Origin of the sequence: Rhodobacter sp. SGA-6-6 (assembly GCF_011043545.1) — a bacterium.
GTDB lineage: Bacteria > Pseudomonadota > Alphaproteobacteria > Rhodobacterales > Rhodobacteraceae > Pseudogemmobacter.
Genome location: NZ_JAAKGP010000009.1, coordinates 42,485 through 67,071 on the forward strand (window position 1 = coordinate 42,485; position 24,587 = coordinate 67,071).

The 24,587-nt window shown below is 69.0% G+C and carries 24 protein-coding genes; 18 read left to right on the forward strand and 6 right to left on the reverse strand.

Annotated elements, in window-relative coordinates; translation table 11 throughout:
* Nucleotides 1-67 precede the first annotated feature (67 nt).
* A complete protein-coding gene (locus G5B31_RS15610; RefSeq protein WP_165019132.1) occupies nucleotides 68-562 on the forward strand; it encodes a murein L,D-transpeptidase family protein in 495 nt (164 codons plus the stop codon).
* A 47-nt stretch (nucleotides 563-609) separates the two neighbouring features.
* On the opposite strand, the gene G5B31_RS15615 is transcribed toward G5B31_RS15610, so the two are convergent.
* Nucleotides 610-1,125: a CAP domain-containing protein gene (locus G5B31_RS15615; protein WP_165019133.1), complete on the reverse strand. Its 516-nt coding sequence runs from the start codon at nucleotides 1,123-1,125 to the stop codon at nucleotides 610-612.
* Nucleotides 1,126-1,293: 168 nt separating this feature from the next.
* Between G5B31_RS15615 and G5B31_RS15620 the strand changes: the two genes are divergently transcribed.
* Both G5B31_RS15620 and G5B31_RS15625 read left to right on the forward strand, forming a co-directional pair.
* Complete coding sequence (locus G5B31_RS15620; protein ID WP_165019134.1) at nucleotides 1,294-1,890, forward strand: L,D-transpeptidase; 597 nt, start codon at nucleotides 1,294-1,296, stop codon at nucleotides 1,888-1,890.
* A gap of 147 nt (nucleotides 1,891-2,037) precedes the next feature.
* Nucleotides 2,038-2,217: a hypothetical protein gene (locus G5B31_RS15625; protein WP_165019135.1), complete on the forward strand. Its 180-nt coding sequence runs from the start codon at nucleotides 2,038-2,040 to the stop codon at nucleotides 2,215-2,217.
* Nucleotides 2,218-2,282: 65 nt separating this feature from the next.
* Here the strand turns inward: G5B31_RS15625 and hemH are convergent, their stop codons facing one another.
* Nucleotides 2,283-3,314 carry a ferrochelatase gene (gene hemH / locus G5B31_RS15630; RefSeq protein WP_165019136.1) on the reverse strand — a complete coding sequence of 344 codons (1,032 nt, stop codon included), beginning with the start codon at nucleotides 3,312-3,314 and terminating at the stop codon, nucleotides 2,283-2,285.
* A gap of 52 nt (nucleotides 3,315-3,366) precedes the next feature.
* Entirely contained in the window at nucleotides 3,367-4,209 is an 843-nt protein-coding gene (locus tag G5B31_RS15635) for a methyltransferase domain-containing protein (protein ID WP_165019137.1), read from the reverse strand.
* Between the two features lie 24 nt (nucleotides 4,210-4,233).
* On the opposite strand from G5B31_RS15635, the gene G5B31_RS15640 reads away from it, so the two are divergent.
* From G5B31_RS15640 to G5B31_RS15655, 4 genes are read left to right on the forward strand one after another with little or no spacing between them, the layout of a single operon-like run.
* The gene (locus tag G5B31_RS15640) at nucleotides 4,234-4,953 is read left to right on the forward strand and encodes a ComF family protein (RefSeq protein WP_165019138.1); all 720 of its coding nucleotides are present in this window, start codon (nucleotides 4,234-4,236) and stop codon (nucleotides 4,951-4,953) included.
* 34 nt (nucleotides 4,954-4,987) lie between these two features.
* Nucleotides 4,988-5,245: a glutaredoxin 3 gene (gene grxC, locus G5B31_RS15645; protein WP_165019139.1), complete on the forward strand. Its 258-nt coding sequence runs from the start codon at nucleotides 4,988-4,990 to the stop codon at nucleotides 5,243-5,245.
* Nucleotides 5,245-6,075 carry a carbon-nitrogen hydrolase family protein gene (locus tag G5B31_RS15650; protein ID WP_165019140.1) on the forward strand — a complete coding sequence of 277 codons (831 nt, stop codon included), beginning with the start codon at nucleotides 5,245-5,247 and terminating at the stop codon, nucleotides 6,073-6,075. The genes grxC and G5B31_RS15650 overlap by 1 nt, the downstream gene beginning before the upstream one ends.
* Nucleotides 6,072-6,533 carry a MarR family winged helix-turn-helix transcriptional regulator gene (locus G5B31_RS15655; RefSeq protein ID WP_165019141.1) on the forward strand — a complete coding sequence of 154 codons (462 nt, stop codon included), beginning with the start codon at nucleotides 6,072-6,074 and terminating at the stop codon, nucleotides 6,531-6,533. The genes G5B31_RS15650 and G5B31_RS15655 overlap by 4 nt, the downstream gene beginning before the upstream one ends.
* Before the next feature lie 6 nt (nucleotides 6,534-6,539).
* Here G5B31_RS15655 and G5B31_RS15660 read toward each other — a convergent pair whose 3' ends face one another.
* A complete protein-coding gene (locus G5B31_RS15660; RefSeq protein WP_240904446.1) occupies nucleotides 6,540-7,676 on the reverse strand; it encodes a polysaccharide biosynthesis/export family protein in 1,137 nt (378 codons plus the stop codon).
* Nucleotides 7,677-7,922: 246 nt separating this feature from the next.
* Here G5B31_RS15660 and G5B31_RS15665 point away from each other — a divergent pair, with 246 nt between their 5' ends.
* The 6 genes from G5B31_RS15665 (at nucleotide 7,923) to G5B31_RS15690 (ending at nucleotide 14,490) form a co-directional block, all read left to right on the forward strand.
* Nucleotides 7,923-8,615, forward strand: a complete 693-nt coding sequence (locus G5B31_RS15665; protein WP_240904447.1) for an NAD(P)-dependent oxidoreductase — start codon at nucleotides 7,923-7,925, stop codon at nucleotides 8,613-8,615.
* Nucleotides 8,612-9,223, forward strand: coding sequence for a sugar transferase (locus tag G5B31_RS15670; RefSeq protein WP_165019143.1), 612 nt, complete (start codon nucleotides 8,612-8,614; stop codon nucleotides 9,221-9,223). The genes G5B31_RS15665 and G5B31_RS15670 overlap by 4 nt, the downstream gene beginning before the upstream one ends.
* 160 nt (nucleotides 9,224-9,383) lie before the next feature.
* Nucleotides 9,384-11,273: a nucleoside-diphosphate sugar epimerase/dehydratase gene (locus G5B31_RS15675; protein WP_240904448.1), complete on the forward strand. Its 1,890-nt coding sequence runs from the start codon at nucleotides 9,384-9,386 to the stop codon at nucleotides 11,271-11,273.
* 87 nt (nucleotides 11,274-11,360) lie between these two features.
* Nucleotides 11,361-13,499 carry a YjbH domain-containing protein gene (locus G5B31_RS15680; protein ID WP_346763923.1) on the forward strand — a complete coding sequence of 713 codons (2,139 nt, stop codon included), beginning with the start codon at nucleotides 11,361-11,363 and terminating at the stop codon, nucleotides 13,497-13,499.
* Nucleotides 13,490-14,110, forward strand: a complete 621-nt coding sequence (locus G5B31_RS15685) for a YjbF family lipoprotein (RefSeq protein ID WP_165019145.1) — start codon at nucleotides 13,490-13,492, stop codon at nucleotides 14,108-14,110. The genes G5B31_RS15680 and G5B31_RS15685 overlap by 10 nt, the downstream gene beginning before the upstream one ends.
* Nucleotides 14,111-14,280: 170 nt before the next feature.
* Nucleotides 14,281-14,490 carry a hypothetical protein gene (locus G5B31_RS15690; RefSeq protein WP_165019146.1) on the forward strand — a complete coding sequence of 70 codons (210 nt, stop codon included), beginning with the start codon at nucleotides 14,281-14,283 and terminating at the stop codon, nucleotides 14,488-14,490.
* Between the two features lie 119 nt (nucleotides 14,491-14,609).
* On the opposite strand, the gene G5B31_RS15695 is transcribed toward G5B31_RS15690, so the two are convergent.
* Both G5B31_RS15695 and G5B31_RS15700 read right to left on the reverse strand, forming a co-directional pair.
* Nucleotides 14,610-18,131: a translocation/assembly module TamB domain-containing protein gene (locus tag G5B31_RS15695; RefSeq protein WP_165019147.1), complete on the reverse strand. Its 3,522-nt coding sequence runs from the start codon at nucleotides 18,129-18,131 to the stop codon at nucleotides 14,610-14,612.
* Nucleotides 18,131-19,966 (reverse strand): autotransporter assembly complex family protein, encoded by a 1,836-nt coding sequence (locus tag G5B31_RS15700; protein WP_165019148.1) that lies wholly within the window; start codon nucleotides 19,964-19,966, stop codon nucleotides 18,131-18,133. The genes G5B31_RS15695 and G5B31_RS15700 overlap by 1 nt, the downstream gene beginning before the upstream one ends.
* 190 nt (nucleotides 19,967-20,156) lie before the next feature.
* On the opposite strand from G5B31_RS15700, the gene G5B31_RS15705 reads away from it, so the two are divergent.
* The 5 genes from G5B31_RS15705 to G5B31_RS15725 all read left to right on the forward strand — a co-directional run bounded on the left by G5B31_RS15705 (nucleotide 20,157) and on the right by G5B31_RS15725 (nucleotide 24,583).
* The gene (locus G5B31_RS15705) at nucleotides 20,157-20,465 is read left to right on the forward strand and encodes a monooxygenase (protein ID WP_165019149.1); all 309 of its coding nucleotides are present in this window, start codon (nucleotides 20,157-20,159) and stop codon (nucleotides 20,463-20,465) included.
* A gap of 74 nt (nucleotides 20,466-20,539) precedes the next feature.
* Entirely contained in the window at nucleotides 20,540-21,772 is a 1,233-nt protein-coding gene (gene rhuM / locus G5B31_RS15710) for a RhuM family protein (protein WP_205911976.1), read from the forward strand.
* Nucleotides 21,690-22,298 carry a ribosome maturation factor RimP gene (rimP, locus tag G5B31_RS15715; protein ID WP_165019150.1) on the forward strand — a complete coding sequence of 203 codons (609 nt, stop codon included), beginning with the start codon at nucleotides 21,690-21,692 and terminating at the stop codon, nucleotides 22,296-22,298. The genes rhuM and rimP overlap by 83 nt, the downstream gene beginning before the upstream one ends.
* A gap of 12 nt (nucleotides 22,299-22,310) precedes the next feature.
* The gene (nusA, locus tag G5B31_RS15720) at nucleotides 22,311-23,924 is read left to right on the forward strand and encodes a transcription termination factor NusA (RefSeq protein ID WP_165019151.1); all 1,614 of its coding nucleotides are present in this window, start codon (nucleotides 22,311-22,313) and stop codon (nucleotides 23,922-23,924) included.
* 23 nt (nucleotides 23,925-23,947) lie between these two features.
* The gene (locus G5B31_RS15725) at nucleotides 23,948-24,583 is read left to right on the forward strand and encodes an RNA-binding protein (protein ID WP_165019152.1); all 636 of its coding nucleotides are present in this window, start codon (nucleotides 23,948-23,950) and stop codon (nucleotides 24,581-24,583) included.
* Nucleotides 24,584-24,587 lie beyond the last annotated feature (4 nt).

The following is a 24,587-nucleotide window of genomic DNA, read 5'->3' on the forward strand; positions in this document are numbered from 1 at the left end:
GCAGGTGCTGGCCAGATCGGCGGATTTCCGCTATCTGGACAGAAAAAGAAGACGGACAGAGGCGACGATGCGGGCAGTGAAGCTTTTCCTGATGGCGGTCCTGGTGGTGGGCCTGGCGGCCTGCGGGAACTCCAAATTCAAGCGATACAACGGGCCGGAGGTGACTTCGGTCCAGGTCCACAAGGCCGATCGCAAGATGTATCTCCTGCACAACGACAAGGTGCTGAAGAGCTACGACATCGCGCTGGGCTTCGCGCCGGTGGGTCACAAGCAGTTCGAGGGCGACGGCAAGACGCCGGAGGGCACCTACCGGATCAGCCACAAGAACCCGAATTCGGAATACCATCTGTCGCTGCGGGTCGACTATCCGAATGTCGAGGACCGGACCTATGCCAGCACCATGGGCAAGCCGCCGGGGGGCGACATCTTCATCCACGGCGGGCCGAAGAAGAAGATCTACCAGCGCGACTGGACCGCGGGCTGCATCGCCGTCTCCGACAAGGAGATCGAGAAGATCTATGCGATGATCAAGCCGGGAACGGTGATCCACATCCTGCCGTGAAAAAGGGGCCCGCGGGCCCCTTTCCTCATTCCGGCACGGACGGGCCGTCAGCCCCCCGTCACCATCGTCCACCAGATCTTGCCGTTGTCCTCCTGGAACCAGGCGAAGCCCAGTTCGCGGGCGGCGGGGTCCATGATGATGGCACGGGTGTCCGGCTGGGCCATCCAGGCCGACAGGGTTTCCAGCTCGGTCTGATAGGTCTCGGAGATGTTCTCGCCGACCAGCCGGCCGGGATAGCCGACGCGCTGCACCCGGCTCAGCGGCGAGGAGCCGTCGGAGCCGAAGTGCCAGGGCCGGTTCTGCAGCGACATGTCGCGCGAATGGGTCTCGGCCGCGGCGTTCAGCTGGGAATTGTAGACCAGCGGCTGCGCGCCCTTGGCCGAGCGCAGCGAGTTGACGGCATCGAGCAGGCGGAAGGGGATCTTCTCGGCCACCGCCGGGGTGATGCGATAGACCTGCGGCAGCGGCTTGCCGTCGGCGCCCAGCTGGACCCCGCCGCCGCTGGGGGCGCAGGCGCCAAGGGCAAGCGCCGAGCCAAGAACCACGAAACTGCGTCTGTCCATCCGATTCACCCGATTTCCGGCCCGCGAAACGGGCTTTTCCGGCGCAGCTTTAGCGAAAGCGGGGCGATTGATCAAACCCAAGTCTGCGTGATGAAGAGGGTGTGAATTGCGATCTGCCGCCGGAATCGTTATCCTGCGCGGCCAGAGCAGACTCAACAGGAGCAAGTCATGACCGCCGAAAGGCTGACCCGCCGCGCCATTCTGGGCGGCGCCGCCCTTGCGTTCGGTGCCGCTGCCGCCCGCCCGCTGCTGGCTCAGGACGGCAGCACCGAGATGGCTCCGCCGGCCTCCAGCACCATCCGCAACAACATCTCCAGCTTCCGGATGCTGGACTGGCGCGGTTATTTCGACAACACCCGCAAGGGCGCGATCCTGGTCGACACCACCTCGCGGGCGCTGCATTTCTGGTCCGAGGACCAGTCGGTCTATCGGCTTTATCCCACCTCCGTGCCGCTGTCGGAAGAACTGACCCGCCGCGGCCGGACCGAAGTGGTGCAGAAGGTGGTGAATCCGACCTGGCGGCCGACTCCTTCGATGAAAGAGCGCAATCCCGAATGGCCGGACGTGGTGGAGGGCGGCGCGCCCGACAATCCGCTGGGCACCCGCGCGCTGTATCTGAGCTGGACCTATTACCGCATCCACGGCACCCACGACACCCGCAAGATCGGCCGCCGGTCGTCCAACGGCTGCATCGGTCTCTACAACGAACATGTCGAAGAACTTTTCGGCATGGCACAAGTTGGCACGCAGGTGTTGCTAATTTGACGACATGGCCGTCAAGCGCGCTTTCCCATCACAAGCCCGATTGCATTTTCCGCCGGGTGCGGATTAAGACGGGCCTACGAGGAACAGTCTTGGGTGTGTATCGTCGCCTCTGCAACAATCGACGGTATGCTATAACTGGAGGTTAACATGAAGAAACTTGCGCTCGCTGCCGCGCTGACCGCTGTCGCCACCGCTTCGTTCGCTGGCGGCCTGGCTGAGCCGGTGATGGAACCGGAAGTCGTCGAAGCCACGACCTCGTCGTCGGCCGGCGGCATCGTCGTTCCGCTGCTGCTCCTGCTGGTGGTCGCTGCGGTCGCTGCGAACTGAGTTCGAAGCACTTCAGGAAAAGACGGCAGCCCCGGCTGCCGTCTTTTTCTTTTGCGGGGACCGGATCAGGCCGGAATCCAGCCTGACAGGTTCTCCTCGATCACCGCGGCCAGCGCCCGGATATGGGCCGGCTCGTCGTTCAGGCAGGGGATATAGGTGAAGACCTCTCCGCCGGCGTGCTGGAAGGACTCGCGGATTTCGCCGTTGATCTCTTCCAGAGTCTCGATGCAATCGGCGCTGAAGGCCGGGGCGATGACGGCGATGTGCTTCTTGCCCTGCTTCGCCAGCTCGGCCACGTGGTTCACCGTATAGGGCTTCAGCCATTCCTCCGGCCCGAACACCGACTGGAAGGTGGTGTCGATCATCTCCGGCCCCCAGCCCAGCCGTTCCCGCAACAGGCGCGAGGTCTTCTGGCACTGGCAATGGTAGGGATCGCCCTCGGTCAGGTAGCGGATCGGCATTCCGTGGTAGCTGGCGACCAGCACGTCCGGCTTGCGCTCCAGCGCGTCCCAGGCCCTTTGCACCGATTGCGCCAGGGCGTCGATATAGAGCGGATGCCCGAAATATTCCGGCACCGTCCGCACCGCGGGTTGGCGTTTCTCCTTCATCAGGGCGCGGAAGAACTGGTCGTTGGCGGTGGCCGAGGTGGCGCCGGCGTAGTGCGGATAAAGCGGGAAGAAGATGATTCGCTCGCAGCCCGCGGCGACCATCGCCCGCACCTTCGATTCGGTCGAAGGGTTGCCGTATCTCATGCAGAAATCGACCATCACCCTGTCGCCGTGCCGCGCCTCCAACTCGGCCGCGATGGCGGCGGTCTGGGCCTTGGTGATCGTCATCAGCGGGCTTTCGTTCAGCTCGTGATTCCAGATCAGCTTGTAATTGGCGCCCGAGGTGAAAGGGCGTTTGCCCAGGATCACCGTCTGCAGCAGCGGCTGCCATTTCCAGCTGGGGTAGTCGATGACCCGCTTGTCGGACAGGAACTCGTTCAGGTAGCGCCGCATCGACCAGTAGTCGTAGCCGTCCGGCGTGCCGAGGTTGGCCAGCAGGATGCCGATGCGCGGCCGCGGCACGGGGGGGTGGTCGGCGGGCTTGTCCATCGTGATGTCCTTCCTTCGGCCTTTGCCCGAGATAGCGGCTTTGGCCCGGCCGTCAACCGGGCTGCGACCCTTTGCGCAGGGGCAGCTCGGAGGTGTTCAGCGCATCCGCCAGCCTTTGCCGGGCCGATCCGGGACGCAGCGGCTTCTGCTGGCTGTCGTGCGGCGCCCAGCCGGTGAGGCAGAGGATCTCGAAGGTGGCCGGGATGCGGCCGTCCGGCCCGGCATGGGTCTGGGCATAGATTTCCGCCGCGCGCAGCAGCACGGCGCGGCGGGTCGGGCGGCGCAGGCGGGCGGCCAAGGCATTGCCCTCGCCCATGGCGCGCAGGTCCTGCATCAGGTGGAAGGCGTCGCGGTAAAGCACCCGCTGGGTGAAGCTGTCCGCCACCGGCAGCGCCAGCCCCGCCCTTTGCAACAGCGCGCCGAGGTCGCGGATTTCCCCCATCGGCAGCACCCGGGGCGACAGGCCGCCGGTCACCTGGACCTCGGCCTCGGCCAGCGCGGCGCGCAGTTCCTGCAGGGTCTGGCCGCCGAACAGCAGCGCGAGGAACAGGCCGTCCGGCCGCAGCGCCCGGCGGCATTGCACGATCTGGCCGACCGGATCGTTGGCCCAATGCAGCGCCATGGCATGGACCACCAAGTCCAGGCTGGCGGGGGCCAGGTCCAGCACCTCGGCATCCGCCACCATGCGGGCCTGCGGCAGCGCCTGCTGCCACAGCGCCGGAAAACCGCTCACCACGGCGGCATCGGTAAAGGTTCTGTTAACCGTTTCCAGCCTTTCCTGCACCTCGGCGATGGCGGTTTCGTGCAGGAACAGCGCCGGGGCGGGCAGGGCCAGCGCGCGGGCGCGGTTGCGCTCCAGCGCGGGGCGGTCGGTCAGGAGGGGGCCTGGGGTCATGGCGGCGGACCATAGGGGGCGGGGATGAGCTTGCAAAGGGCGATCGCGGCGATCTACCCGCCGCAATGCCTGACCTGCGACGCGATGGTGGCCAGCGACTTCGGCCTCTGCCCCGCCTGCTGGCGCGACACGCCCTTCGTCTCGGGCCTGGTCTGCTGCAAATGCGGCAGCCCCGTCGCCGGGGAGGAGGGGCAGGAGGTCCTCTGCGACGATTGCCTCGCGGTGGAGCGTCCGTGGTCTGCCGGCCGCGCGGCGCTGCTCTACCGCGACAACGCCAGGCGGATGGTGCTGGCGCTGAAGCACGGCGACCGGATGGAGCTGGCCCGCCCCGCCGCGCAATGGCTGCGGCAGGCCGCCGCGCCGCTGCTGCGGCCCGAGACGGTTGTGGTGCCGGTGCCGCTGCACTGGTGGCGGCTGATTCGGCGCAAATACAACCAGGCGGCGCTGCTGTCGGCGGCGCTAGCGCGCGAGGCGGGGCTGGAGCATTGCCCCGACCTGCTGCTCCGCCGCCGCAACACCGGCAGCCAGGAGGGGCGGAGCCGCGACGACCGCTTCGCCAACCTGCGCGGGGCCTTCCTCGTCCACCCCCGCCGCCGGGAGCGGATCGCCGGGCGGCCGGTGCTGATCGTCGACGACGTGATGACCTCGGGCGCGACCTTCGCCGCCGCCGCCGCCGCCTGCCTTGCCGCCGGGGCCTCTCACGTCGACGTGGTGGCGCTGGCGCGCGTTGCGAAGGATGCCTAAATCCCTATAGTCCCAGCCGGACAAGGGAAGCGCCATGAAAACGGTCGAGATCTACACCACCCCCTTCTGCCCCTATTGCCTGGCCGCCAAGCGGCTGCTGCAGAAGAAGGGCGTCGCCTATACCGAAACCGATGTCAGCATGGACCCGGACCTGCGGCAGAAGATGACCGCCCGCGCTGGCGGCCGCCGCACCGTGCCGCAGATCTTCATCGGCGGCACCCATGTCGGCGGCAGCGACGACCTGCATCTGCTGGAGCATCAGGGGCGGCTCGATCCGCTGCTGGCCGACTGATGCGCGCCGCCCTGATCCAGCTGAACGTCACCGACGACCCCGCCGCCAATCTGGCGGCGGTGCAGGGGTTCATCCGTCAGGCCGTGGAAGCCGGGGCGGGCTTCGTCCTGACTCCGGAGATGACCAACTGCCTGTCCTCCAGCCGCGACCACCAGCGCGCGATCTTCCGCCGCGAGGAAGAGGACGAGACGCTGGCCGCGCTGCGGGACACGGCAAGGGAGCATGGCATCTGGCTGCTGATCGGCTCGCTGGGCCTGCTGACGCAAGACGGGGACGGCCGCTTCGCCAACCGCAGCTTCCTGATCGCCCCGGACGGCGCCATCGCCGCCCGCTACGACAAGATCCACATGTTCGACGTGAACGTGTCGGAAACCGAGGTCTATCGCGAAAGCGCCGCCTACCGCCCCGGCGCGCAGGCGGTGCTGGCGGATGCCGGTTGGGCCAGGATCGGCCTGACCGTCTGCTACGACCTGCGCTTCCCGCAGCTCTACCGCCGGCTGGCGCAGGGCGGGGCGCAGGTGATCACAATCCCGGCCGCCTTCAACCACATCACCGGCGCCGCGCATTGGGAGACCCTTGTCCGCGCCCGCGCCATCGAGACCGGCTGCTTCGTCCTCGCCCCGGCGCAGACCGGCTTCCATGCCGAGGCGCATGGCAAGGGCCGCCGGACCCATGGCCATTCGCTGGCGGTGGCGCCCTGGGGCGAGATTCTCGCCGATGCCGGCACCGAGCCGGGGGTGACGCTGGTGGAGCTCGACCTGACGCAGGTCGACAAGGCCCGCAACCGCGTCCCCTCGCTGTCCCACGACAGGGAGTTCACCGGGCCATGAGCGCGGCGGAGAAGACCCCGGACCGCACCGACGACATCGCCGTCGCCCTGTTCGGCGAGCTGTTCATGGCCGACCAGCTGGCACGCAACCGTGTGTCCAAGGCGCTGCCGCGGGGGATGGAACTGTCGCATTTCTCGGTGCTGAACCATCTGGCCCGGGTGGGCGACGAACGCAGCCCGGCGCAGCTGGCGAAGGCATTCCATGTAACGCGCGGCGCGATGACCAACACGCTGGCCAAGCTGGAATGGGCGGGGCATGTCCATATCCGCCCCGATTGGGACGACGCCCGCCGCAAGTTCGTGGCGATCAGCCCGGCCGGGCGGGCGGCCCGCGATGCCGCGGTGCAGGCGGTGGTGCCGCTGATCGCCGATGTGGTGGACTCGCTGGGGGCCGACCGGGTGCGGCAGGTCCTGCCGGTGCTGCGCGAGCTACGCGCCCGGCTGGAGGGCGGCGACTGACCGCCCCTATTCGTTTTCCGAAATCACCTGCGCGGTGCGGGAAATCCCCACGATCGAGGCGATGATCCCCAGCACCACCCCGGCCGAGGCGACGCGGCTTTCGGTGGCCAGCACCACGTCCTTCGGCTGGATGGCGAACTGGCCGGCGCTGAACAGCCCGTCCGCCGTGGTCAGGTCGATCACGAAGACGGTGCGCTGCTTGCTGGGGCCGCTGCCGTCGCTGCGCAGCGCCTTGGCCGGATAGTCGCGCAGGATCAGGATGCCCTTGGCATCCGCGCGGGCGTCGTTCAGCCCGCCGATCAGCGCCAGCGCGTCCAGCGCGGTGATCTGGTCCTGCGGGAACGGAACCTGCGATTCGCGCCCGGCGGCGCCCAGCGACAGGAAATAGCGCTCGTCCGCTTCGACATAGACCTTGTCGCCGCCGCGCAGGGTGGTGTCCAGCGCCGGGTTCTTCATCAGCCGGTCGGCCGAGATCGAATAGATCTTGCCGTCGCGCATCAGCCGGACATAGGGGTTGACCATGCCCGGAGGGATGCCGCCGCCCAGGGCCAGCAGGCTGAGCACGGTGAAATCCCGGTCCGGCAGCGGGAAGGAGCCGGGATTCGGCACGCCCGAGATCAGGTCCACGGTGGATTTGCGGCCCGGGGTATGGGTGATCAGCACCTGCGCCGCCGGTGCGATGGAGATCAGCTTGGCCTGGATCGCCTCGCGCGCCTCGTCCGGCGTCATCTTTGCGATATAGACCTTGTCGGCATAGGGCAGGAACACGCTGCCGTCGGGCGAGACCGTCAGCCCCGGCAGGGCCACGACCTGCTGGCCCGGCACGGTCAGCAGCGTGCCCTCGCCGGTTTCCCAGATGGTGATGTCCACCTTGTCGCCGGCCGAGATCAGGTTGCTGGCCGGGCCGCGGCTGCGTTCGATCCAGCCGGTGGAGGCCATGCCGCCCTTGCCCACGCCGGGCCAGGCCGCGATGGTGCCGACGGTAGAGCGGGTGATGTGGACCACGGCGAAATCGGCGGTCTCGTCCTCGGCCCCGGCCAGGATCTGTCTGGCCTGGCCGCCGCCCGCCGGAAGGCTGCATCCGCTGGTGAAAGCGACGGAGGCGGCCAGCAGGGCAGCGGTAAGGGCAGGAACAGGCTTCATACAGGACTCCGGCCCCGCCTGCCGGCAGATGGACAAGACGGGCCGGGCGACCATAGTCTGTGCGGATCGGGGGTCAATCGCCCCACAGGTGGCAGGCCAAGAAAGCTGGGGGTAACTCTGGGGGTAGTTGATCTCGTCGTGACCGGCTCGGGCGGGCGGCTTGGCCGGATTTTGCAGGCGGGCTGGGCAGATGGCCGGGCGCCTGGCCTGCGGCCGGTCTGGACCGGACGCGGCGGTCCTCCGCCGATGCGGTGGGACATGCTGGCCGATCCGCCGCCTATCGGTCTTCCGCAGGGGGCGCTGGTGCTGCATCTGGCCGGGGCCACGCGGGGGGCGGAGCGGGACCTGCAGGCCAATGTCGACCTGGTGCCGCCGCTGCTGCGGATGTGCCGCCGGATCGGGGCGCGGCGGCTGGTGGTCCTGTCCTCCGCCGCGGTCTATCCGCCGGGCGCGCGGCTTGCCGAGACCGCGGCGCCGGACCCGCCGAACGCCTATGGCCGCAGCAAGGCGCAGGCCGAGGCGCTGGTCCGCGCTCAGTCGCACACGCCGGTGACGATCCTGCGGCCCGGCAACATCGCCGGGGCCGATGCGCTGCTGGGCCCCCGCGCCGCGGGCGAGATCGTGCTGGACCCGGTGCCGGGCCGGCCCGGCGGGCCGCTGCGGTCCTGGATCGGCGCGCGGGTGCTGGCGCAGGCGCTGGCCGCGCTGTGCCGGCGCGACGACCTGCCGCCGGTGTTGAACCTGGCGCAGGACCCGCCGCTGCCGATGGCCGATCTGCTGGAAGCCGCCGGGCTGCCCTGGCGCTATGGCGAAACGCCTGCCGCGGTGCCGGTCGCCACGCAGGACCTGGGCCTGCTGCGATCGCTCCTGCCGCTCCCCCCCGCCGATCCGGCCCGGCTGGCGGCCGAGGCGGCCTGGGCCCGCGGGGTGCTGGCATGACCCCCGCCAAGCGCCTGTTCGACATCGTGCTGGCCCTCTGGCTGGGGGCGATCCTGCTGCTGCCCGCGGCGCTGATCGCCCTCTGGCTGCTGGCGGCCGAGGGCCGGCCGGTGTTCTACCTGTCGGAGCGGATGCGGACGCCCGACCGGCCGTTCCTTTTGTGGAAGTTCCGCACCATGCGTCAGGCGGCGGGAGACGGCGGGGTCTCGGGCGGCGACAAGGCCACGCGCATCACCCGCACCGGCCGCATCCTGCGCAAGGTCCGGCTGGACGAGATTCCGCAGCTCTGGAACATCCTGAAGGGCGACATGAGCTTCGTCGGCCCCCGCCCGCCGCTGCGCCGCTATGTCGAGATGTTCCCGGACCTCTACGCCCGCGTCCTGCGCTCGCGCCCCGGGCTGACCGGGATGGCCACCCTGCATTTCCGCCGGCACGAGGAGCGGCTGCTGGCCCGCTGCCGCACGGCCGGGGAAACCGATGCCGTCTATGCCCGCCGCTGTGTGCCCCGCAAGGCGCGGCTGGACCTGATCTACCAGCGCCGCCGCAACCTGTGCCTGGATGCCGCGATGATCTGGCAGACGCTGGCGCAGGTGCTGTCGCGCAAATAGGCGGCGGCAGTCCGCCGAGGCCGCGCCGATTCGACGCGGCCGGTCCGGCAACCCCTTGCCAAGCACAATCGGCAGGTGTTTCTGTCTGTTACCCGAGAGTCCAGGACCAGTTGCCGCCATGAAATCCGTTCGGACACTCCTGCTCGGATTCGAGCGCCGGATGACCCGCCTTCAGAAAGAGGCGGTGATCCTTCTTGCGGATGCGGCGCTGTCGCCGCTGTGCTTCTTCCTGACCGCGCTTCTGGTCTACGGCTCGTTCTGGCCGCAGCTGCAGTTGCAGCGGCTGGCGATCCTGTTCCCGGTGCTTGCCCTGCTGGGGGCGATGGCCTCGATGGCCGCGGGCCTGCCGCGGATCAAGCTGAAGACCTATGCCTCGTTCTCGGCCAACGGCATCCTGGCCTTCTCCACCATGGTCGGCACCGGCACCTTGCTGCTGACGATGCTGCCGGGGATGTATTTCCCCGTCGCCGGGACGATCACCTTCTCGATGGCGCTGTTCCTGGCGGCGATCCTGGTGCGGGTGGCGATGCTGAAGGTGCTGCTCTGGGTGTTGTCCACCGACCGGCCGCAGACCCGGGTGCTGATCTACGGCGCCGGCAAGACCGGGCAGCAGCTGGCCTCGGCGCTGAAGTCGCACGAGACCATCGTCGTCACCGCCTTCATCGACGACGACCCCTCGCTGCATGTCCAGCGGCTGATGGGCAAGCGGATCTACCCCTCGCAGCAGGTCGAGCGGCTGATGCGCAAGTTCGACATCGCCCGGGTGCTGCTGGCGATGCCGTCCCTGTCGGCGCCGAAGCTGGCGCAGATCTCGCGGCGGTTGCAGGCGCTGGGCCTCGGGGTGCAGGCGCTGCCCTCCTTCGCGCAGCTGGTGGGGACCGAGCAGCTGATCGAGGCGCTCGCCCCGGTGCCGACGGGGCGCTTCCTGGGCCGCAGCCATCTGGACGACGTGCTGGCGACCGCGGTCTCCGGCTATGCCGGCAAGACGGTGCTGATCTCGGGCGCCGGCGGCTCCGTCGGGTCCGAGCTGTGTCGCCAGCTGATCGTCCAGCGCCCGGCCAGGCTGGTGCTTTACGAAGTGTCGGAGCTGGCGCTCTACAACATCGACCGCGATCTGCAGGACCTGATGGAGGCCGCCGGCGGCGGCGCCCGGACCGAGATCGTTCCGGTGCTGGGATCGGTCACCGATGCGCGGCTGACCCGGGCGGTGCTGGCGCAACACCAGGTGGATACGGTGTTCCATTCCGCGGCCTACAAGCATGTGCCGCTGGTGGAGCAGAACCCGGTGGCGGGAATCTCCAACAACGTCTTCGGCACCCGCATCCTGGCCGATGCCTGCGTGGACCAGGGCGTCCGCCGCTTCATTCTGGTCTCCACCGACAAGGCGGTGCGCCCCTCCAACATCATGGGCGCCAGCAAGCGGCTGGCCGAGCTGGTGATCCAGGACCGCGCCAAGCGCAGCCGCACCACGCATTTCTCGATCGTCCGCTTCGGCAATGTGCTGGGCTCCTCCGGCTCGGTCATCCCGCTGTTCCGCGAGCAGATCGCGCGCGGCGGGCCGGTGACGCTGACCCATGACGACGTGACCCGCTATTTCATGACCATCGCCGAGGCGTCGAAGCTGGTGCTGATGGCCGGCTCCTTCGTCGATGCGGGCCAGTCCTCCGCGCCGCTGGCCGATGTCTTCGTGCTGGACATGGGCAAGCCGGTGCGCATCCGCCAGCTGGCCGAGCAGATGATCCAGGGCGCCGGCTATACCGTTCGGGACGAGGACAACCCCGACGGCGACATCGAGATCAAGGTGATCGGCCTGCGCCCGGGCGAGAAGCTGCATGAAGAACTGCTGATCGGCCAGGGTCTGCTGACCACGCCGCATCCCAAGATCCTGCGCGCCGCCGAGGAAAGCCTGTCCGAACTGGAGATCGCCAATGCCATGCGCGAACTGGCGGGCCACATGGCCACCGGCGATGCCGAGGCGATGCGGGTGCTGACGATGCAGCTGGTCCGGCCCCGGCAGGAGCAGGCGCCGACTGCGGCGGCGGCGACATGATCCCGCCGAAACTGGCCTCCTGCCTCGGGCCGGGCTTGTGACGGCGGGCGGGGACCGGCATAGGATGGTCGTGCAGGGAAGCGAGGGGTGCAGAACAGGATGAACCGCCGGATCAGCAGCCTGGTCGCCGTATCCGCCGCCGCCGTTCTGGCCGGCTCCGCGCCCGCGCTGGCCGAGATGCGCCCCAGCCTGTCCTTCTACGGCGTGCCCGGCATCATCGACATGCCCTCGGGCGAGGCGATGAAGGACGGCTCCATCGGCGTGACGCTGGCCTATTTCGGCTCGCAGCTGCGCACGACGCTGACCTTCCAGATCACCCCGCGAATCTCCGGCAGCTACCGCTTCAGCTCCACCCGCAACTGGAGCGATGCGCTGGCGCCCGGCGATCCGCTGAACGACGGCTACGACACCTACAACGACCGCGCCTTCGACCTGCGCCTGCTGCTGCTGGAAGAGACCGATTATCTGCCCGCGGTCACGCTGGGGCTGCAGGATTTCGTCGGCACCGGCAAGAATTCCGCCGAATACATCGTGGCGACCAAGTCCTTCGGCGACCGGCTGAAGGTGACGGCCGGCCTGGGCTGGGGGCGGCTGGGGTCCTACAACGACATCGGCTCCTTCGGCGACCGGCCGGAGGTCTATGACAACGATCAGGGCGGCAAGCCCTCGATCGACCAGTGGTTCCGCGGCCCGGTGGCGCCCTTCGCGGGGGTGGAGTGGCAGATCAACGACAACTGGAAGGCGAAGGCCGAATATTCCTCGGACGGCTATGACGAGGTGGCCGGGGACCGCAAGATCTTCGAGCGCCGCAGCCCGTTCAACTTCGGCGTGGAATACGAATATGCCGAGGCGGTGCGGGTCGGCCTGTATTCGCTTTACGGCACCGAGATCGGCTTCAACGTGCAGCTGACCATGGACCCCAAGCGCCGCCCGGTCGGCGGCATCCTCGGCCCGGCGCCGGGGCAGGTGGGCACCCGCCCCTCGCGCAGCGCCGATCCCGCGGCCTGGAGCGGCGGCTGGACCACCCAGCCCGGCGCGGCCGAGAGCCTGCGCGGCAAGCTGTCGAAGGAACTGGCCCCCGACGGGCTGATCGTCGAGGATTTCTCCTACACCGCCACCACCGTCCACCTGCGCGTCCGCAACACCCAGATCGATTCGGGTCCGCAGGCCATCGGCCGCAGCGCCCGGGCGCTGAGCCGGGTGATGCCCGCCTCGGTCGAGGTGTTCGAGATCGTGCCGCTGGTGCGCGGCATGGGGGCCTCGAAGGTCACCATCCGCCGCAGCGACCTGGAGGCGCTGGAGCACAGCCCCGCCAACGACACCGCCCTGCGCGGCAAGGTGCAGATCGCCGAGGCCGGCCCCGCCCCCGGCGGCCTGCGGGACGAGACCGTCTATCCCCGCTTCACCTGGGGGCTCTTCCCCGTGCTGCGGGTGTCCGAGCCGCTGCACGGCGACATCGGCCTGCGGCTGAACGCCAGCTACGAGCTGCGGCCCGGGCTGGTGCTGTCCGGCTCGGTGTTCCAGAAACTTGCCGGAAACTTCGACGAATGCGAGGGCTGCAAGCCCTCGAACCTGCCCCCCGTCCGCAGCGACATGGCCTATTACGACCTGGCCACCGATACCTCGCTGGATCGGCTGCAACTGGCCTGGTATGCGAAACCGGCCGATCAGCTTTATTCCCGGGTGACCTTCGGCTTCCTCGAACGGATGCACGCCGGTCTTTCGGCCGAGCTGCTGTGGAAGCCGGTGGACAGCCGCTTCGCCCTCGGGGCCGAGGTGAACTACACCCGGCAGCGCGACAGGGACGGCTTCGGCTTCGGCGAATACGACTACGGCGTCGCCACCGGCCATCTGTCGGCCTATTACGATTTCGGCGGCGGCTATCTCGGCCAGGTCGATGTCGGCCGCTATCTGGCGGGCGACAGCGGCGCCACCTTCTCGCTGGACCGCGAATTCGCCAATGGCGTCAAGCTGGGCGCCTATGCCACGCTGACCACCGCCAGCGCCGAGGAATTCGGCGAGGGCTCGTTCGACAAGGGCATCCGGGTGACCATCCCGATGAACTGGCTGCTGGGCCAGCCCGACCGGGGCGAGTTCACCACCACGATGCGGTCCTTGCAGCGCGACGGCGGCGCGCGGCTGGAGGTGGACGGACGGCTCTATGATTCGGTCCGCGACTACCACATGGGCGTTCTCGACACACAATGGGGCCGGGTATGGCGCTGATTCGATCCGTGCTTTCGCCGGCGCTGCTGGCGCTTGCCCTGCTGTCTGGCTGCGGCGGGCTGGCCGCCGTCGCCGGCCTGGGCGGCGGCACCGCGGTGAACCTGGACCGCGTATCGCGCGAGAAGCTGGAGGCCTTCGGCACGCCGATCATGCGCGCCACCATCCCGCTGCTTGGCATCGACACGCTGTTGTCGCCGCGCGACCGCAAGGGCGATGTGGTCACCTGGGAATCCGCCGACGGCTATACCTTCACCTTCCGCAGCGGCGTGCTGGTGGAGACCCGCGGCCTCGGCCCCGACCTGATGTCGGCCAGCGCCCCCGGCCCGGGCCAGATCGCGGCGGGCGGCGCCACCCGGCGCAGCTATTTCTATACCTGGGAGAACGATGCCAGCCAGCGCCGCGACTATGCCTGCACCTCGGCGACCGAGGGGCAGGAAGCGGTGGCGGTCTACGGTCGCCAGCATTCCACCCGCCACGTGGTCGAGACCTGCTTGCGCGAAGGCGGACGGCTGACCAACGAGTTCTGGTTCGAGGGCGGCACCATCCGCCAGTCCCGCCAGTGGATCAGCCCTCTCGCCGGCTCGGGCCGCTTCGTGCTGGTGATCGGCTGACGCAAGCGCCCTCGCATCGGCGTGATTTCGCCGCCCGGACGGGCATTCCCCCGCGAAACCCCCTTCAAACCGGGCGAATGTGCAACAGATTGTTGCCGGCGCGGAATGTTTGTCTTTTCAGAAGGACCCGGGAATGGTATCGCATTAGCAAGTAGCCAATGGAGTGCACCATGAAAAAAGCCCTTGTTCTCGCTGTCGGTCTTTCCCTTTCGGCGTCGGTCGTCTCCGCGGGCGGTCCGATCATCATCGAAGACGATGCTCCGGTCGAAGTGGTGACCACCGAGAAGCCCCGCAGCGGCGCCCTTCTGCCGCTGATCGCCGGTCTCGTGGTCCTGGGCGCCCTCGCCTCCTCGGGCAACGGCTCGGGCAGCGGTTCGTGATCCCGCGCCGGGCCTTCGGGTCCGGGCCGGTTCGACGCTGGACAGAATGTTGAAAGCCCCCTTCGCGGGGGCTTTCAACATTTCCGGGCCAGGGGAATGCCTGTTCCGCCCGCCGGCGGTCAGTAGTCGCGTTCCAGGAAGATGCCGAGGCCGCTGTCGCCGTCCGAGCCGACGCGGCCCTTCACCGTGACGCCCCGCCTCAGGTCGAGGTTCAGGTTGATCTGCGACTTGCCGTCCTGGTCCACCTCGATCTCGGTATAAACATTGCGCGAGATGTATTTGCCCGCGCTGACAGAGGCGGTGCCGTCTTCCGAGGTCTGCACGTCGAGATCGTCGAAGCCGAAGCCCTGCCGCAGCTTGTCGACGATGCCGGTGCCGCCGCGCCCGGCCAGCGTGGCCACCGCATTGGCCAGTTGCGCCGCCTGCAGCGGCGAGATCGATTCCAGCCCGCGTCCGAACAGCAGCCAGGCCAGCACTTCCTCCTGCGGCAGTTCGGGGGTGGAGCTGAAGGTGACCTCGGGCGCGTTCACCGGGCCCTCGATGCGGACCATGCTGATGACGTCGTCGGTCTGGTTCGAGGCGACCACGGTCACGTAGGGCACCAGGTCGCCTTCCAGCACCAGGCTGGCCTCGGTCAGGTCCAGCCGCTTGCCCAGAAGGTCCAGCCGGCCGCGGATCAGCTCGATGGCGCCCGAGGGCGAGATCGCCCGCAGGGTGCCGCCCAGCCGGACCGAGCCGCCCAGTTCGGCGTCCAGCCCGCGGCCGCGCAGGAAGATGCGGTTGGGCGCGTCGATCTGAACGTCCAGCGCCCAGTCCGGCCCGCCGCCGCCGGTGCCCCCGCCGCCCGCTCCTGCGGCGCCCACCCCGGCGCGGGCGCGGGTGGCGCGGACGGCGGCGCTGTCGTTGACATGGCGGATCGCGTCGAGGTCCGCCGCGCTGGCGAAGCCGGTGGAGGGCACGCGCAATTCCGTCTCGCCGATCAGGATGCGGCCGGTCAGCGCGGCGCGGCCCAGAAGCGGCCCCTCGATGCGCAGCTGGCCCGAGGCAACGGTCTCGAACAGTTCCGGGTCGCGCAGGCGCAGGGCTTCGAGGCCGAGGTCCAGGCTGGCGTCCAGCGGCGGGGTCAGCGACAGGCCGCCATTCACCCGCAGCCGCCCGCCCGAGGCCAGGTCGGCGGTGCCCGCCACCTGTGCCCGCCCGCCCGACAGGGTGGCGACCAGTTCCGTCCGTTGCAGCGAGAAGCCGGCCAGCGGATAGGCGACCCGCCCGCCCGACAGCGTGACCCGGCCCGACAGCGAGGACAGCGCCAGCGGCCCGCGCAGGGCCAGGTCCATCCGCAGCCCGCCCGCCAGCGCCAGCGGATCGGCGGCGGCATTGGCCAGCGCGGCATCGGCGGTGCCTTGCAGCGTCAGGTCGGCGCTGCCGCCGGAAATCCGCCCAGCCACCCTTGCGTCGATGGCGGCCGGGCCCATCACCCGCAGGTCCATGTCGGCGCCGCCGCCGGTGGGCGTCAGCCGTCCTGACAGGCTGACCGGGCCGGGATAGCCCGGGACCAGAAGCGACAGGTCGCGCAGCCGGCCCGTCACCTGCAACTCGTCGCTGCCGGCGCTGCCCTTGGCCTCGGCCTGAAGGTTGGCGCCGTCCAGGGTGGCGGAGGTCAGGAAGAAGCCGGCCTCGCGGGTCGCCACCGTGGCCTGAACCGCGGTCTGGCCGGCCAGCAGCTTGTCGACATCCGGCTGGCCGATCCGCAGGCTGCTGCCCTGTCCGTTCAGCGTCAGCTGGCCGTTGTCGGGCGTGCCGGTGAAGGTGGCCGCCGCCGTCAGCCCGCCGCCCCATTGCGGGTCCAGCGCGGACAGGTCGGCCAGCGTCACCTGCCCGGCCAGATCGCTGCCCTTGCTGGAGACCTTGCCGCCCGCCGTCAGCGCCAGCGCACCCGCCGTCAGGTCCAGCGACCGCAGGGTGGTGCCGGTCTCGTCCCGCACCGCCGAGAGGGTCAGCCGGGTTTCCTCCGCCGTCAGCCGGTCCGCCTGCGGGATGCCGATGCGCAGGCCCTGCGTCACCGCCTGGATCGCCACGTCGAAGGCGCCGGACAGGCGGCTGGCCTGCCCCTCCAGCACCACCTCGCCGGAGCCGCCCAGGTCCATCCCCGCCAGATCGGCGAAGCGGGACAGGTCGGCGGCGGTCAGGGTGATCCTGCCGCTGGTCATCAGGCCGGAGTCCAGCCCCTCGACCCGCAAGGACCCGGTGGCGCCGTAATTCTCGCCCTTCACCTCCAGCTGCGGCAGGGCCAGCGCGCCGCTGCCCTCGCGGGAGAACAGCACCACCTTGCCCGACAGCGCCGGGCCGATGGCCTTCTGCATCGCTTCGTCCGCCAGCGACAGGCCGGCAGTGGTGAAGTCCAGCGTGGCGCCGAAGGTGTTGTTGCCCGCCACCCGGCCGATCCGGCCCGAGCCGGTGATCCCGGCCGTGCCCAGCCGCAGCCCCTCGGTCTCCAGCCCCAGCAGGCTGGCGCTGCCCTTCCAGCCGCTGTCCCTGGCAGAGTCGAAGGCCAGCGCGATCTCGCCCCGGCGCAGCCATGTCCGGCCCTCGCCCGACAGCGGCAGCAGCACGGGCTGGCCGTCCGTCCCGGCGATCAGCGCCTTCAGGTCGAAGGCCTCGGGCAGGCCGTCGGCCGCCACGCTGATGCTGCCCGACAGTTGCAGCGCCCGGGTCTGCAGCGCCAGCCGGTCCAGCACCACCCGGCCCGAGGGCCAGCGCGCCCCCGCCACGTCCAGCGACACCAGATTGCCGAGGAAATCGGCGTAATCCGGCAGGAACAGCGGCGCCAGGTCGCCGGCCAGCCGGGCGGAGAACTGCGTCTCGCCCTTCTCGCCCAGCGTGATGGTGACCGGCCCGGCCAGCCGCTCCTCGCCGTCGCTGGCCAGCCGCACGTCGGCGGCGAAATCGGCCAGCGTGCCGCTGCCCTTGATCGTCAGGTCCACCGAGGGACGGCCCGGCAGGTCCAGCAGGCGGGCCGCGATGCCGTCGGCTTCTTCCTGCGCGGTCAGGTCCAGCACCAGCTCGCCGCTGGCGTTGGAATAGCTGGCGTCCAGCACGATCTCGCTGACCCGCCCGTCGGTGCGCCCCAGCACCAGCGCCGCCTTGCCGTCGCCCCCAGACAGCGACAGCGAGGCTTCCAGCTGCCCCTCCACCGCCTCGCCCAGGATCGGCGCGCCGAGGACGATCTTCACCGCCTGCACCTTGGCGATGTCCACCGACACCGGCAGTTCCGGCAGGGCGAAGGGCGTCGCCTCGGGCGAGGGCATCGTGCCCTCGGGCACCACCGGCAGCCGTTCCAGCGTGATGGTCTCGGCCGACAGCTCCTCCACCACCACCTGCCCGGACAGCAGGGAAGAGCGCGACCAGTCCAGCACCACCTCGTCCAGCGTGATCCAGACCCCGGCGTCGTCGGCGATCTCCAGCTTGTCGAGGGTCGCCCGCGACGACAGCGCGCCTTGGAAGCCGGTGATGGTGACCTTGCGGCCGGCGCCGGAGAGGTTGTCCTCCAGGAAGGCGGTCAGGTAGCTGCGGTCGTCCTCCTGCGCCAGCGCGGCGCCGGGCAGGGTGCAGGCGAGACAGAGCGAGAGGGCCAGCGCGCGCATCAGAAGCTCTGCCCCAGGCCGATGTAGATCTGCACGCCGTCGCCGGTGTCGCCATGGACCGGGGCCGCCACGTCCAGCCGGATCGGGCCGAAGCCGGTCTCGTAGCGCAGGCCGAGCCCGGCGCCGGCGTGCCAGTCGTCGTCGTCGCCCGAGAAGCCGTCCACCCCGATCTGCCCGGCATCGACGAAGCCGACGACGCCGATCCTTTCGGTGATCCGGGTGCGGACCTCGGCCGAGACCACGGCCATATGGGTGCCGCCGAGGGTGAATTCGTCCGGCTGGCCCGGGTTCACCGTGACGCCCAGGCTGCGGTAGGGCTGGCCGCGCACCGTGCCGCCGCCGCCCGAGAAGAACAGGTCGTCCCGCGGCGTCTCCATCAGCTCGGAGCCGAGGATCGCGCCCAGCTGCACCCGCCCGGCCAGCGTCACCCGGTCGTTCTCGCCGAAGCTGCGATAGGCCCGGCCGTCGAAGCGCAGCCGCACGCCCGATCCGGTGGTGCCGATGCCCGAGAAGGGTTTCGCCTCGGCGTCGATGTAGAATCCTTTGCGGGCGTCGGTGGTCTTGTCGCGCCTGTCCCAGGTCACGCCCAGGGGCAGCGACAGGCTGCGGTAGCGGAAGTCGCCGGTGGGATCGGTGCCCTCGGCATATTCGTAGTTGATCCCGATCTTCCCGGTCAGCTGGTCCGAGAAATGATGGGTGAAGCTCAGCCCGAATTCGGCGACATTGGCGGTGTAGTCGGTCTCGTCCAGATGGGCGAGGCCGAGGGTAAGGCTGGCGGTGGTGTCGGCGGTGATGGTGGCCGGGCGGTCCAGCGTGATGCCGATGGCATAGTCCACCCCGCTTTCGCCCGAGCCGATGTTGGTGGCCGAGCCCTCGATCTTCAGCCGCTCGCCGCCGCCGGTCAGGTTGCGGTGCAGCCAGTAGCCGGTGAGCGACAGCCCGTCGATGCTGGAGATTTCCGCGCCGATGGAATAGCGGCGGGTCTTCTCTTCGATCACGGTGATGCCGATCGGCAGCAGGTCGCCGGAGACCGGGCTTTCCGCCTCGGTCAGGGTGACCGAGCGGAAGATGCCGGTCCGCCGCAGGCGCTGCGCGGCGCGGTCCAGTTCGGTCTGGCTGAAGCGTTCGCCGTATTTCAGCCCGGCGATCTTGACGATCCGCCGCTCGCGCATCCGCTCCTCGCCCTCCACCGTGACCGGGCCGAAGCGCAGGGCGGGGCCGGGGGCCAGGCGGATGTCGGCGGAGAGCGTGTTGCGGGCATGGTCGGCCACCACGTTCTCGGCGGCGATGGCGACCTTGGCGTGCCCGGCCTCGCGCCAGGCCAGGGTGGCGGCGTCGGCGGCCTCGGTGACCAGGGTGCTGCGGGCGGGTTCGCGGGGGGCGAAGCCCTCGGGCAGGTCGGTCTCGGGGGCAAGCGGCGCGATGCGGGTGGTGCCGAAGGCGAACTGCGGTCCCGGGTCCACGGTGACGGTGATGCGGCCGACGCGGGAAGGCGCGTTCAGCGCCGGGATGTTCGCCGCCTCGCGCCCGTCGATGCGGATCGAGATGGTGGCGCCGTAATGCCCCTCGGCATAAAGCGCGCCCAGGATGCGGGCGTAATCGGCGCGGGCGGCGGCGAAAAGATCGGCCGGATCGGTGGCGCCGTCGGCCTGCTGGGTCAAGAGCAGCGAGGCGCTGCGCAGGGTCTTGGTCAGCGCGGCGTCCTTGTCCTGCCCGACGACCTGGAAGTCCAGCGCATCCAGCGCCGGCGACGGCCCCGGCAGCGCCGTGGCGAGGACGGCCGCAAGGGCGATTGCGGGGACCGTCTTGCGCCTGCCTGGACCTGACCGCCTCACCCGAACGCCCCCCCCCCCCCGCCTGTTCGCTGCCGATTATGGTTCGCCCGGCGGGGAAGGGCAACCGGCCTCGGTCCTCCGGGGCGGCGGATCGCGCATCTTCCGGCCCGGCGATCCGGCCCGCGCCGGGGCTGTTGCCAGCGCCCCGGCGGCGGGCCTAGACTGGCGCGAAAATCGCAGGGGGAAGGCCATGCCGATCACGCTGGTTCAGGTGGATTTTCCGCATCAGGGCCCTTGGGGCGCCGAGATGGCCGCGGCCTTCGAGGGCCTGGCGCAGTCCATCGCGCAGGAGCCGGGCTTCCTGTTCAAATACTGGACCGAGGACCCGTCCCAGGGCATCGCCGGCGGCGTCTATGCCTTCGCCTCCCGCGCCCAGGCCGAGGCCTACCTGGCGATGCACACCACCCGCCTGCAGGGCTTCGGCGTCACCGGCATCCGCGGGCTGGTGCTGGACGTGAACGAAGCGCTGTCGCGGATCGACGGGGCGCCGGTGTTGTGAGGGCGGGAAGGCGTTGACCTGCCGCAGCCAGGCGCGTAGTTTGTTCATGCAATGTTCATGTCTGCAGGGCGCCCATGGCCGGTCAGGAAGACGATCCCATCCATCTTGAACAGGACGAGGCCACGGGGGACCGTTTCCTCGTCTACGGCACCGACAAGGGGATGCGGATCGACATCCGCTTCGAGGGCGAGACGCTGTGGATGACGCAGGCGCAGATCGCGCAGCTGTTCGACAAGGACCGGACGAGCATCACCAAGCACATCGGCAACATCCTGGCCGAGGGCGAGTTGGACGAAGTGACTTCTGTGAAGAAAGTTCACACAAGTATTGGCAGGCCATCCGCCATTTACAGCCTCGATATGGTCATCTCGGTCGGCTACAGGGTGTCCTCGGCGCAGGCGACGGCCTTCCGCCGCTGGGCCACCGGCATCCTGGTGCAATACGCCCGCAAGGGATTCGTCGTCGACAGCATCCGGCTGAAGCGGCCGGAGATGGCGGATCGCTTCGCCGAACTGCGCGAGATCATCCGTGACATCCGCTCGGACGAGGCGAATGTCTACCGCGAGCTGAAGCGCATCTGCGCGATGTGCCAGGATTATCAGGGCGATACCCAGGCAGCGCGCGAGTTCTTCCAGCAGACCCAGGCCAAGCTGGTCCATGCCGTCACCTCTATGACTCCGGCGGAAATCGTGATGGAACGCTCAGACGGGATGGCCGGGAACATGGGTCTTCAGACTTGGCCGAACGACAATATCCGCAAGGGGGACGTCACGGTCTCGAAGAACTATCTGGCCGAGCCCGAGATCAGGGAACTGAACCGGCTGACGACCATCTTGTTGGACATCTTCGAGGATCAGGCCGAGATGGGCCGCCTTGTGGTGATGGCGGATGCGCGGCGGGCTGGACGAACAGCTGCGGAACCTCGGCCGGACGGTCCTGCGCGGGGGCGGAACGGTCTCGGCAGAGGCGGCGAAGGAGAAGGCCCTGCGCGAATACGGGGTCTGGAAGAGTCGCCAGAAGGTGCTGCGCCATCAGCAGGCGGATGCGGCGATTGCGGAGCTGGCGGCCGAAGCCCGGCGCGGAAAGCGGCGCGGCTAGAACAAGGCTTGCAGACTCGCCCCGAGGGGCCTATATGGCCTTCAACAGCTGCTTTCGGGTCCAAACCGGAAGCTACCGGAAGAGCAAGCGGGCCGCTGGGTCCGCTTTTTTGTTTTCAGGAACCACATGACCGATCTGATCGCCAAGACCGCCATCGACCGCCGCCTGGCCGACATCGTCCAGCCGGTGATCGAGGGCTTGGGGTATGAGCTGATCCGGCTGCGGCTGATGGGCGGGCATGGCAAGGTGCAGCGCACGCTGCAGATCATGGCCGACCGGCCCGAAGGCGGCATCGGGGTGGAGGATTGCAGCAAGATCTCCACCGCCGTCTCGGCCGTCCTCGACGTGGAGGACCCGATCGAGGACAATTACGTGCTGGAGGTTTCCTCCCCCGGTATCGACCGGCCGCTGACCCGGCTGAAGGATTTCGAGACCTGGAAGGGCTGGGAAGCCCGGATCGAGACCACCGAGCTGATCGACGGCCGCCGCCGCTTCAAGGGCGGGCTGATGGGTGTCGAGGGCGAGGAGGTGCTGATCGAGATCGAGGAAGGCGGGCAGGAGGTGACCATCGGGCTGCAGTTCGACTGGCTATCCGATGCCAAGCTGATCCTGACCGACGAGCTGATCGCCGAGATGCTGCGGCAGAAGAAAGTGGCGCTGCCGGAAGACGGCGGCTTCGACGAGATCGAAGAAATCGAGGGCGACGAGGAAGACGCGCCCGAGACGAAACACTAAGGGAGCAGGACGATGGCAATCACTTCGGCCAACCAGCTGGAACTGTTGCAGACCGCCGAGGCGGTGGCGCGGGAGAAGATGATCGACCCGGATCTGGTGATCCAGGCGATGGAAGACAGCCTCGCCCGGGCCGCGAAAAGCCGCTACGGCGCCGAGATGGACATCCGGGTCAAGATCGACCGCAAGACCGGCCGCGCCAGCTTTGCCCGCATCCGCACCGTGGTTCCCGACGAGGAGCTGGAGAACCACCACGCCCAGCTGACGGTGAAGCAGGCGAAGAACTACCTGGCCGACCCGCAGATCGGCGACGAGATCGTGGACGAGGTTCCGCCGGTGGACCTGGGCCGGATCGCCGCGCAAAGCGCCAAGCAGGTGATCCTGCAGAAGGTGCGCGAGGCCGAGCGCGACCGCCAGTTCGAGGAATTCAAGGACCGCAAGGGCAGCATCATCAACGGCGTGGTCAAGCGCGAGGAATACGGCAACGTCATCGTCGACATCGGCCGCGGTGAGGGCATCCTGCGCCGGAACGAGAAGATCGGCCGCGAGGCCTATCGCATCGGCGACCGCATCCGCTGCTACATCAAGGACGTGCGGCGCGAGGCCCGGGGGCCGCAGGTGTTCCTGTCCCGCACCGACCCGCAGTTCATGGCGGAACTGTTCAAGATGGAAGTGCCGGAGATCTACGACGGCATCATCGAGATCAAGGCCGTGGCCCGCGACCCGGGCAGCCGCGCCAAGATCGCCGTCATCTCCTACGACAATGCCATCGACCCCGTCGGCGCCTGCGTCGGTATGCGCGGCAGCCGCGTGCAGGCGGTGGTGAACGAGCTTCAGGGCGAGAAGATCGACATCATCCCGTGGAACCAGGACCAGGCGACCTTCCTGGTGAACGCGCTGCAACCGGCGCAGGTGTCCAAGGTCGTGGTGGACGAGGACGCCGGCAAGATCGAAGTGGTGGTGCCGGACGAGCAGCTGTCGCTGGCCATTGGCCGCCGCGGCCAGAACGTGCGGCTGGCATCTCAACTGACGGGCCTGGACATCGATATCCTGACCGAGGCCGAGGAATCGACCCGCCGCCAGGCCGAATTCGCCGAGCGCACCAAGCTGTTCATGGACACGCTTGATGTGGACGAGATGATGGCGCAGCTGCTGGTGTCCGAGGGCTTCACCAACCTGGAAGAAGTGGCCTATGTCGACCAGGACGAGTTGCTGTCCATCGACGGCTTCGACGAAGGCACGGCCGAGGAACTTCAGGCCCGCGCCCGCGACTTCCTGGAGGAACAGGCCAAGAAGGCACTGGAAGCGGCCCGGGCGATGGGCGTCGAGGACAGCCTCATTGAATTCGAGGGCCTGACACCCCAGATGCTGGAGGCGCTGGGCAAGGACGGCATCAAGACTCTGGAAGACTTCGCCACCTGCGCCGACTGGGAACTGGCCGGCGGCTGGACCACCGAGAACGGCCAGCGCAAGAAGGACGAAGGCATTCTGGAGCCCTTCGACATGAGCCTGGAAGAGGCGCAGCACCTGATCATGACGGCGCGCGTTCTGCTGGGTTGGGTCGACCCGACCGAGATGCTGGCCGAGGAAGAGCCTGCCGCCGAAGAAGACCAGGAGGCCGGGGCCTGATCCCAGGCCCCGGGACACGCGCCATGACGCGCGGCGGTCGGGAAAAACTGCGGGACGAGCCGGAGCGCAAATGCATTGCGACCGGCGAGGTCAGCCCCAAGGCGGGGCTGATCCGTTTCGTCGTCGGCCCCGAGTCGGCGGTGGTGCCGGATGTCGCGGCCAAGCTGCCGGGGCGGGGGATCTATGTCTCCTCCACCCGGGCTGCGCTGGACCGGGCCGGGGGCAAGGGCCTGTTCGCCCGGGCGGCGCGGCAGCCGGTGAAGGTGCCGGAGGGGCTGGCCGATCTGGTCGAGGCGCTGCTGGCGAAGCGGGTGGTGGAACTGCTGTCGATGGCCCGCAAGGCCGGCGATGCGGTGACGGGCTACGAGAAGGTGAAGGACTGGCTGGTCGGGGGCCGCGCGGTGGCGCTGATCCAGGCCAGCGACGGGTCGGAGCGCGGCAAGACCAAGCTCAGGCCGCCGGAGGGTGAAAACCGCCTGATTTCCTGCCTCACGGCAGGGGAAATCGGTTTGGCTTTCGGCCGCGAACGTGCCATACACGCGGCGCTTGCGGCTGGTGGACTCACGACCCGTGTTGTAGAGGAAGCGGCAAGGCTTGCCGGGCTTCGTTCGGAAGCAGGCGGGCAGGACGGCGGCGAGACCGCCGGGAAGGATATGTAGGACG

Excerpts from the sequence above, each read along its gene's own strand:
- G5B31_RS15610 (WP_165019132.1), top strand. The coding sequence starts at position 68 with ATGCGGGCAGTGAAGCTTTTCCTGATGGCGGTCCTGGTGGTGGGCCTG.
- G5B31_RS15615 (WP_165019133.1), bottom strand. The coding sequence starts at position 1,125 with ATGGACAGACGCAGTTTCGTGGTTCTTGGCTCGGCGCTTGCCCTTGGC.
- G5B31_RS15620 (WP_165019134.1), top strand. The coding sequence starts at position 1,294 with ATGACCGCCGAAAGGCTGACCCGCCGCGCCATTCTGGGCGGCGCCGCC.
- G5B31_RS15625 (WP_165019135.1), top strand. The coding sequence starts at position 2,038 with ATGAAGAAACTTGCGCTCGCTGCCGCGCTGACCGCTGTCGCCACCGCT.
- hemH (WP_165019136.1), bottom strand. The coding sequence starts at position 3,314 with ATGGACAAGCCCGCCGACCACCCCCCCGTGCCGCGGCCGCGCATCGGC.
- G5B31_RS15635 (WP_165019137.1), bottom strand. The coding sequence starts at position 4,209 with ATGACCCCAGGCCCCCTCCTGACCGACCGCCCCGCGCTGGAGCGCAAC.
- G5B31_RS15640 (WP_165019138.1), top strand. The coding sequence starts at position 4,234 with ATGAGCTTGCAAAGGGCGATCGCGGCGATCTACCCGCCGCAATGCCTG.
- grxC (WP_165019139.1), top strand. The coding sequence starts at position 4,988 with ATGAAAACGGTCGAGATCTACACCACCCCCTTCTGCCCCTATTGCCTG.
- G5B31_RS15650 (WP_165019140.1), top strand. The coding sequence starts at position 5,245 with ATGCGCGCCGCCCTGATCCAGCTGAACGTCACCGACGACCCCGCCGCC.
- G5B31_RS15655 (WP_165019141.1), top strand. The coding sequence starts at position 6,072 with ATGAGCGCGGCGGAGAAGACCCCGGACCGCACCGACGACATCGCCGTC.
- G5B31_RS15660 (WP_240904446.1), bottom strand. The coding sequence starts at position 7,676 with ATGAAGCCTGTTCCTGCCCTTACCGCTGCCCTGCTGGCCGCCTCCGTC.
- G5B31_RS15665 (WP_240904447.1), top strand. The coding sequence starts at position 7,923 with ATGCGGTGGGACATGCTGGCCGATCCGCCGCCTATCGGTCTTCCGCAG.
- G5B31_RS15670 (WP_165019143.1), top strand. The coding sequence starts at position 8,612 with ATGACCCCCGCCAAGCGCCTGTTCGACATCGTGCTGGCCCTCTGGCTG.
- G5B31_RS15675 (WP_240904448.1), top strand. The coding sequence starts at position 9,384 with ATGACCCGCCTTCAGAAAGAGGCGGTGATCCTTCTTGCGGATGCGGCG.
- G5B31_RS15685 (WP_165019145.1), top strand. The coding sequence starts at position 13,490 with ATGGCGCTGATTCGATCCGTGCTTTCGCCGGCGCTGCTGGCGCTTGCC.
- G5B31_RS15690 (WP_165019146.1), top strand. The coding sequence starts at position 14,281 with ATGAAAAAAGCCCTTGTTCTCGCTGTCGGTCTTTCCCTTTCGGCGTCG.
- G5B31_RS15695 (WP_165019147.1), bottom strand. The coding sequence starts at position 18,131 with ATGCGCGCGCTGGCCCTCTCGCTCTGTCTCGCCTGCACCCTGCCCGGC.
- G5B31_RS15705 (WP_165019149.1), top strand. The coding sequence starts at position 20,157 with ATGCCGATCACGCTGGTTCAGGTGGATTTTCCGCATCAGGGCCCTTGG.
- rhuM (WP_205911976.1), top strand. The coding sequence starts at position 20,540 with ATGGCCGGTCAGGAAGACGATCCCATCCATCTTGAACAGGACGAGGCC.
- rimP (WP_165019150.1), top strand. The coding sequence starts at position 21,690 with ATGACCGATCTGATCGCCAAGACCGCCATCGACCGCCGCCTGGCCGAC.
- nusA (WP_165019151.1), top strand. The coding sequence starts at position 22,311 with ATGGCAATCACTTCGGCCAACCAGCTGGAACTGTTGCAGACCGCCGAG.
- G5B31_RS15725 (WP_165019152.1), top strand. The coding sequence starts at position 23,948 with ATGACGCGCGGCGGTCGGGAAAAACTGCGGGACGAGCCGGAGCGCAAA.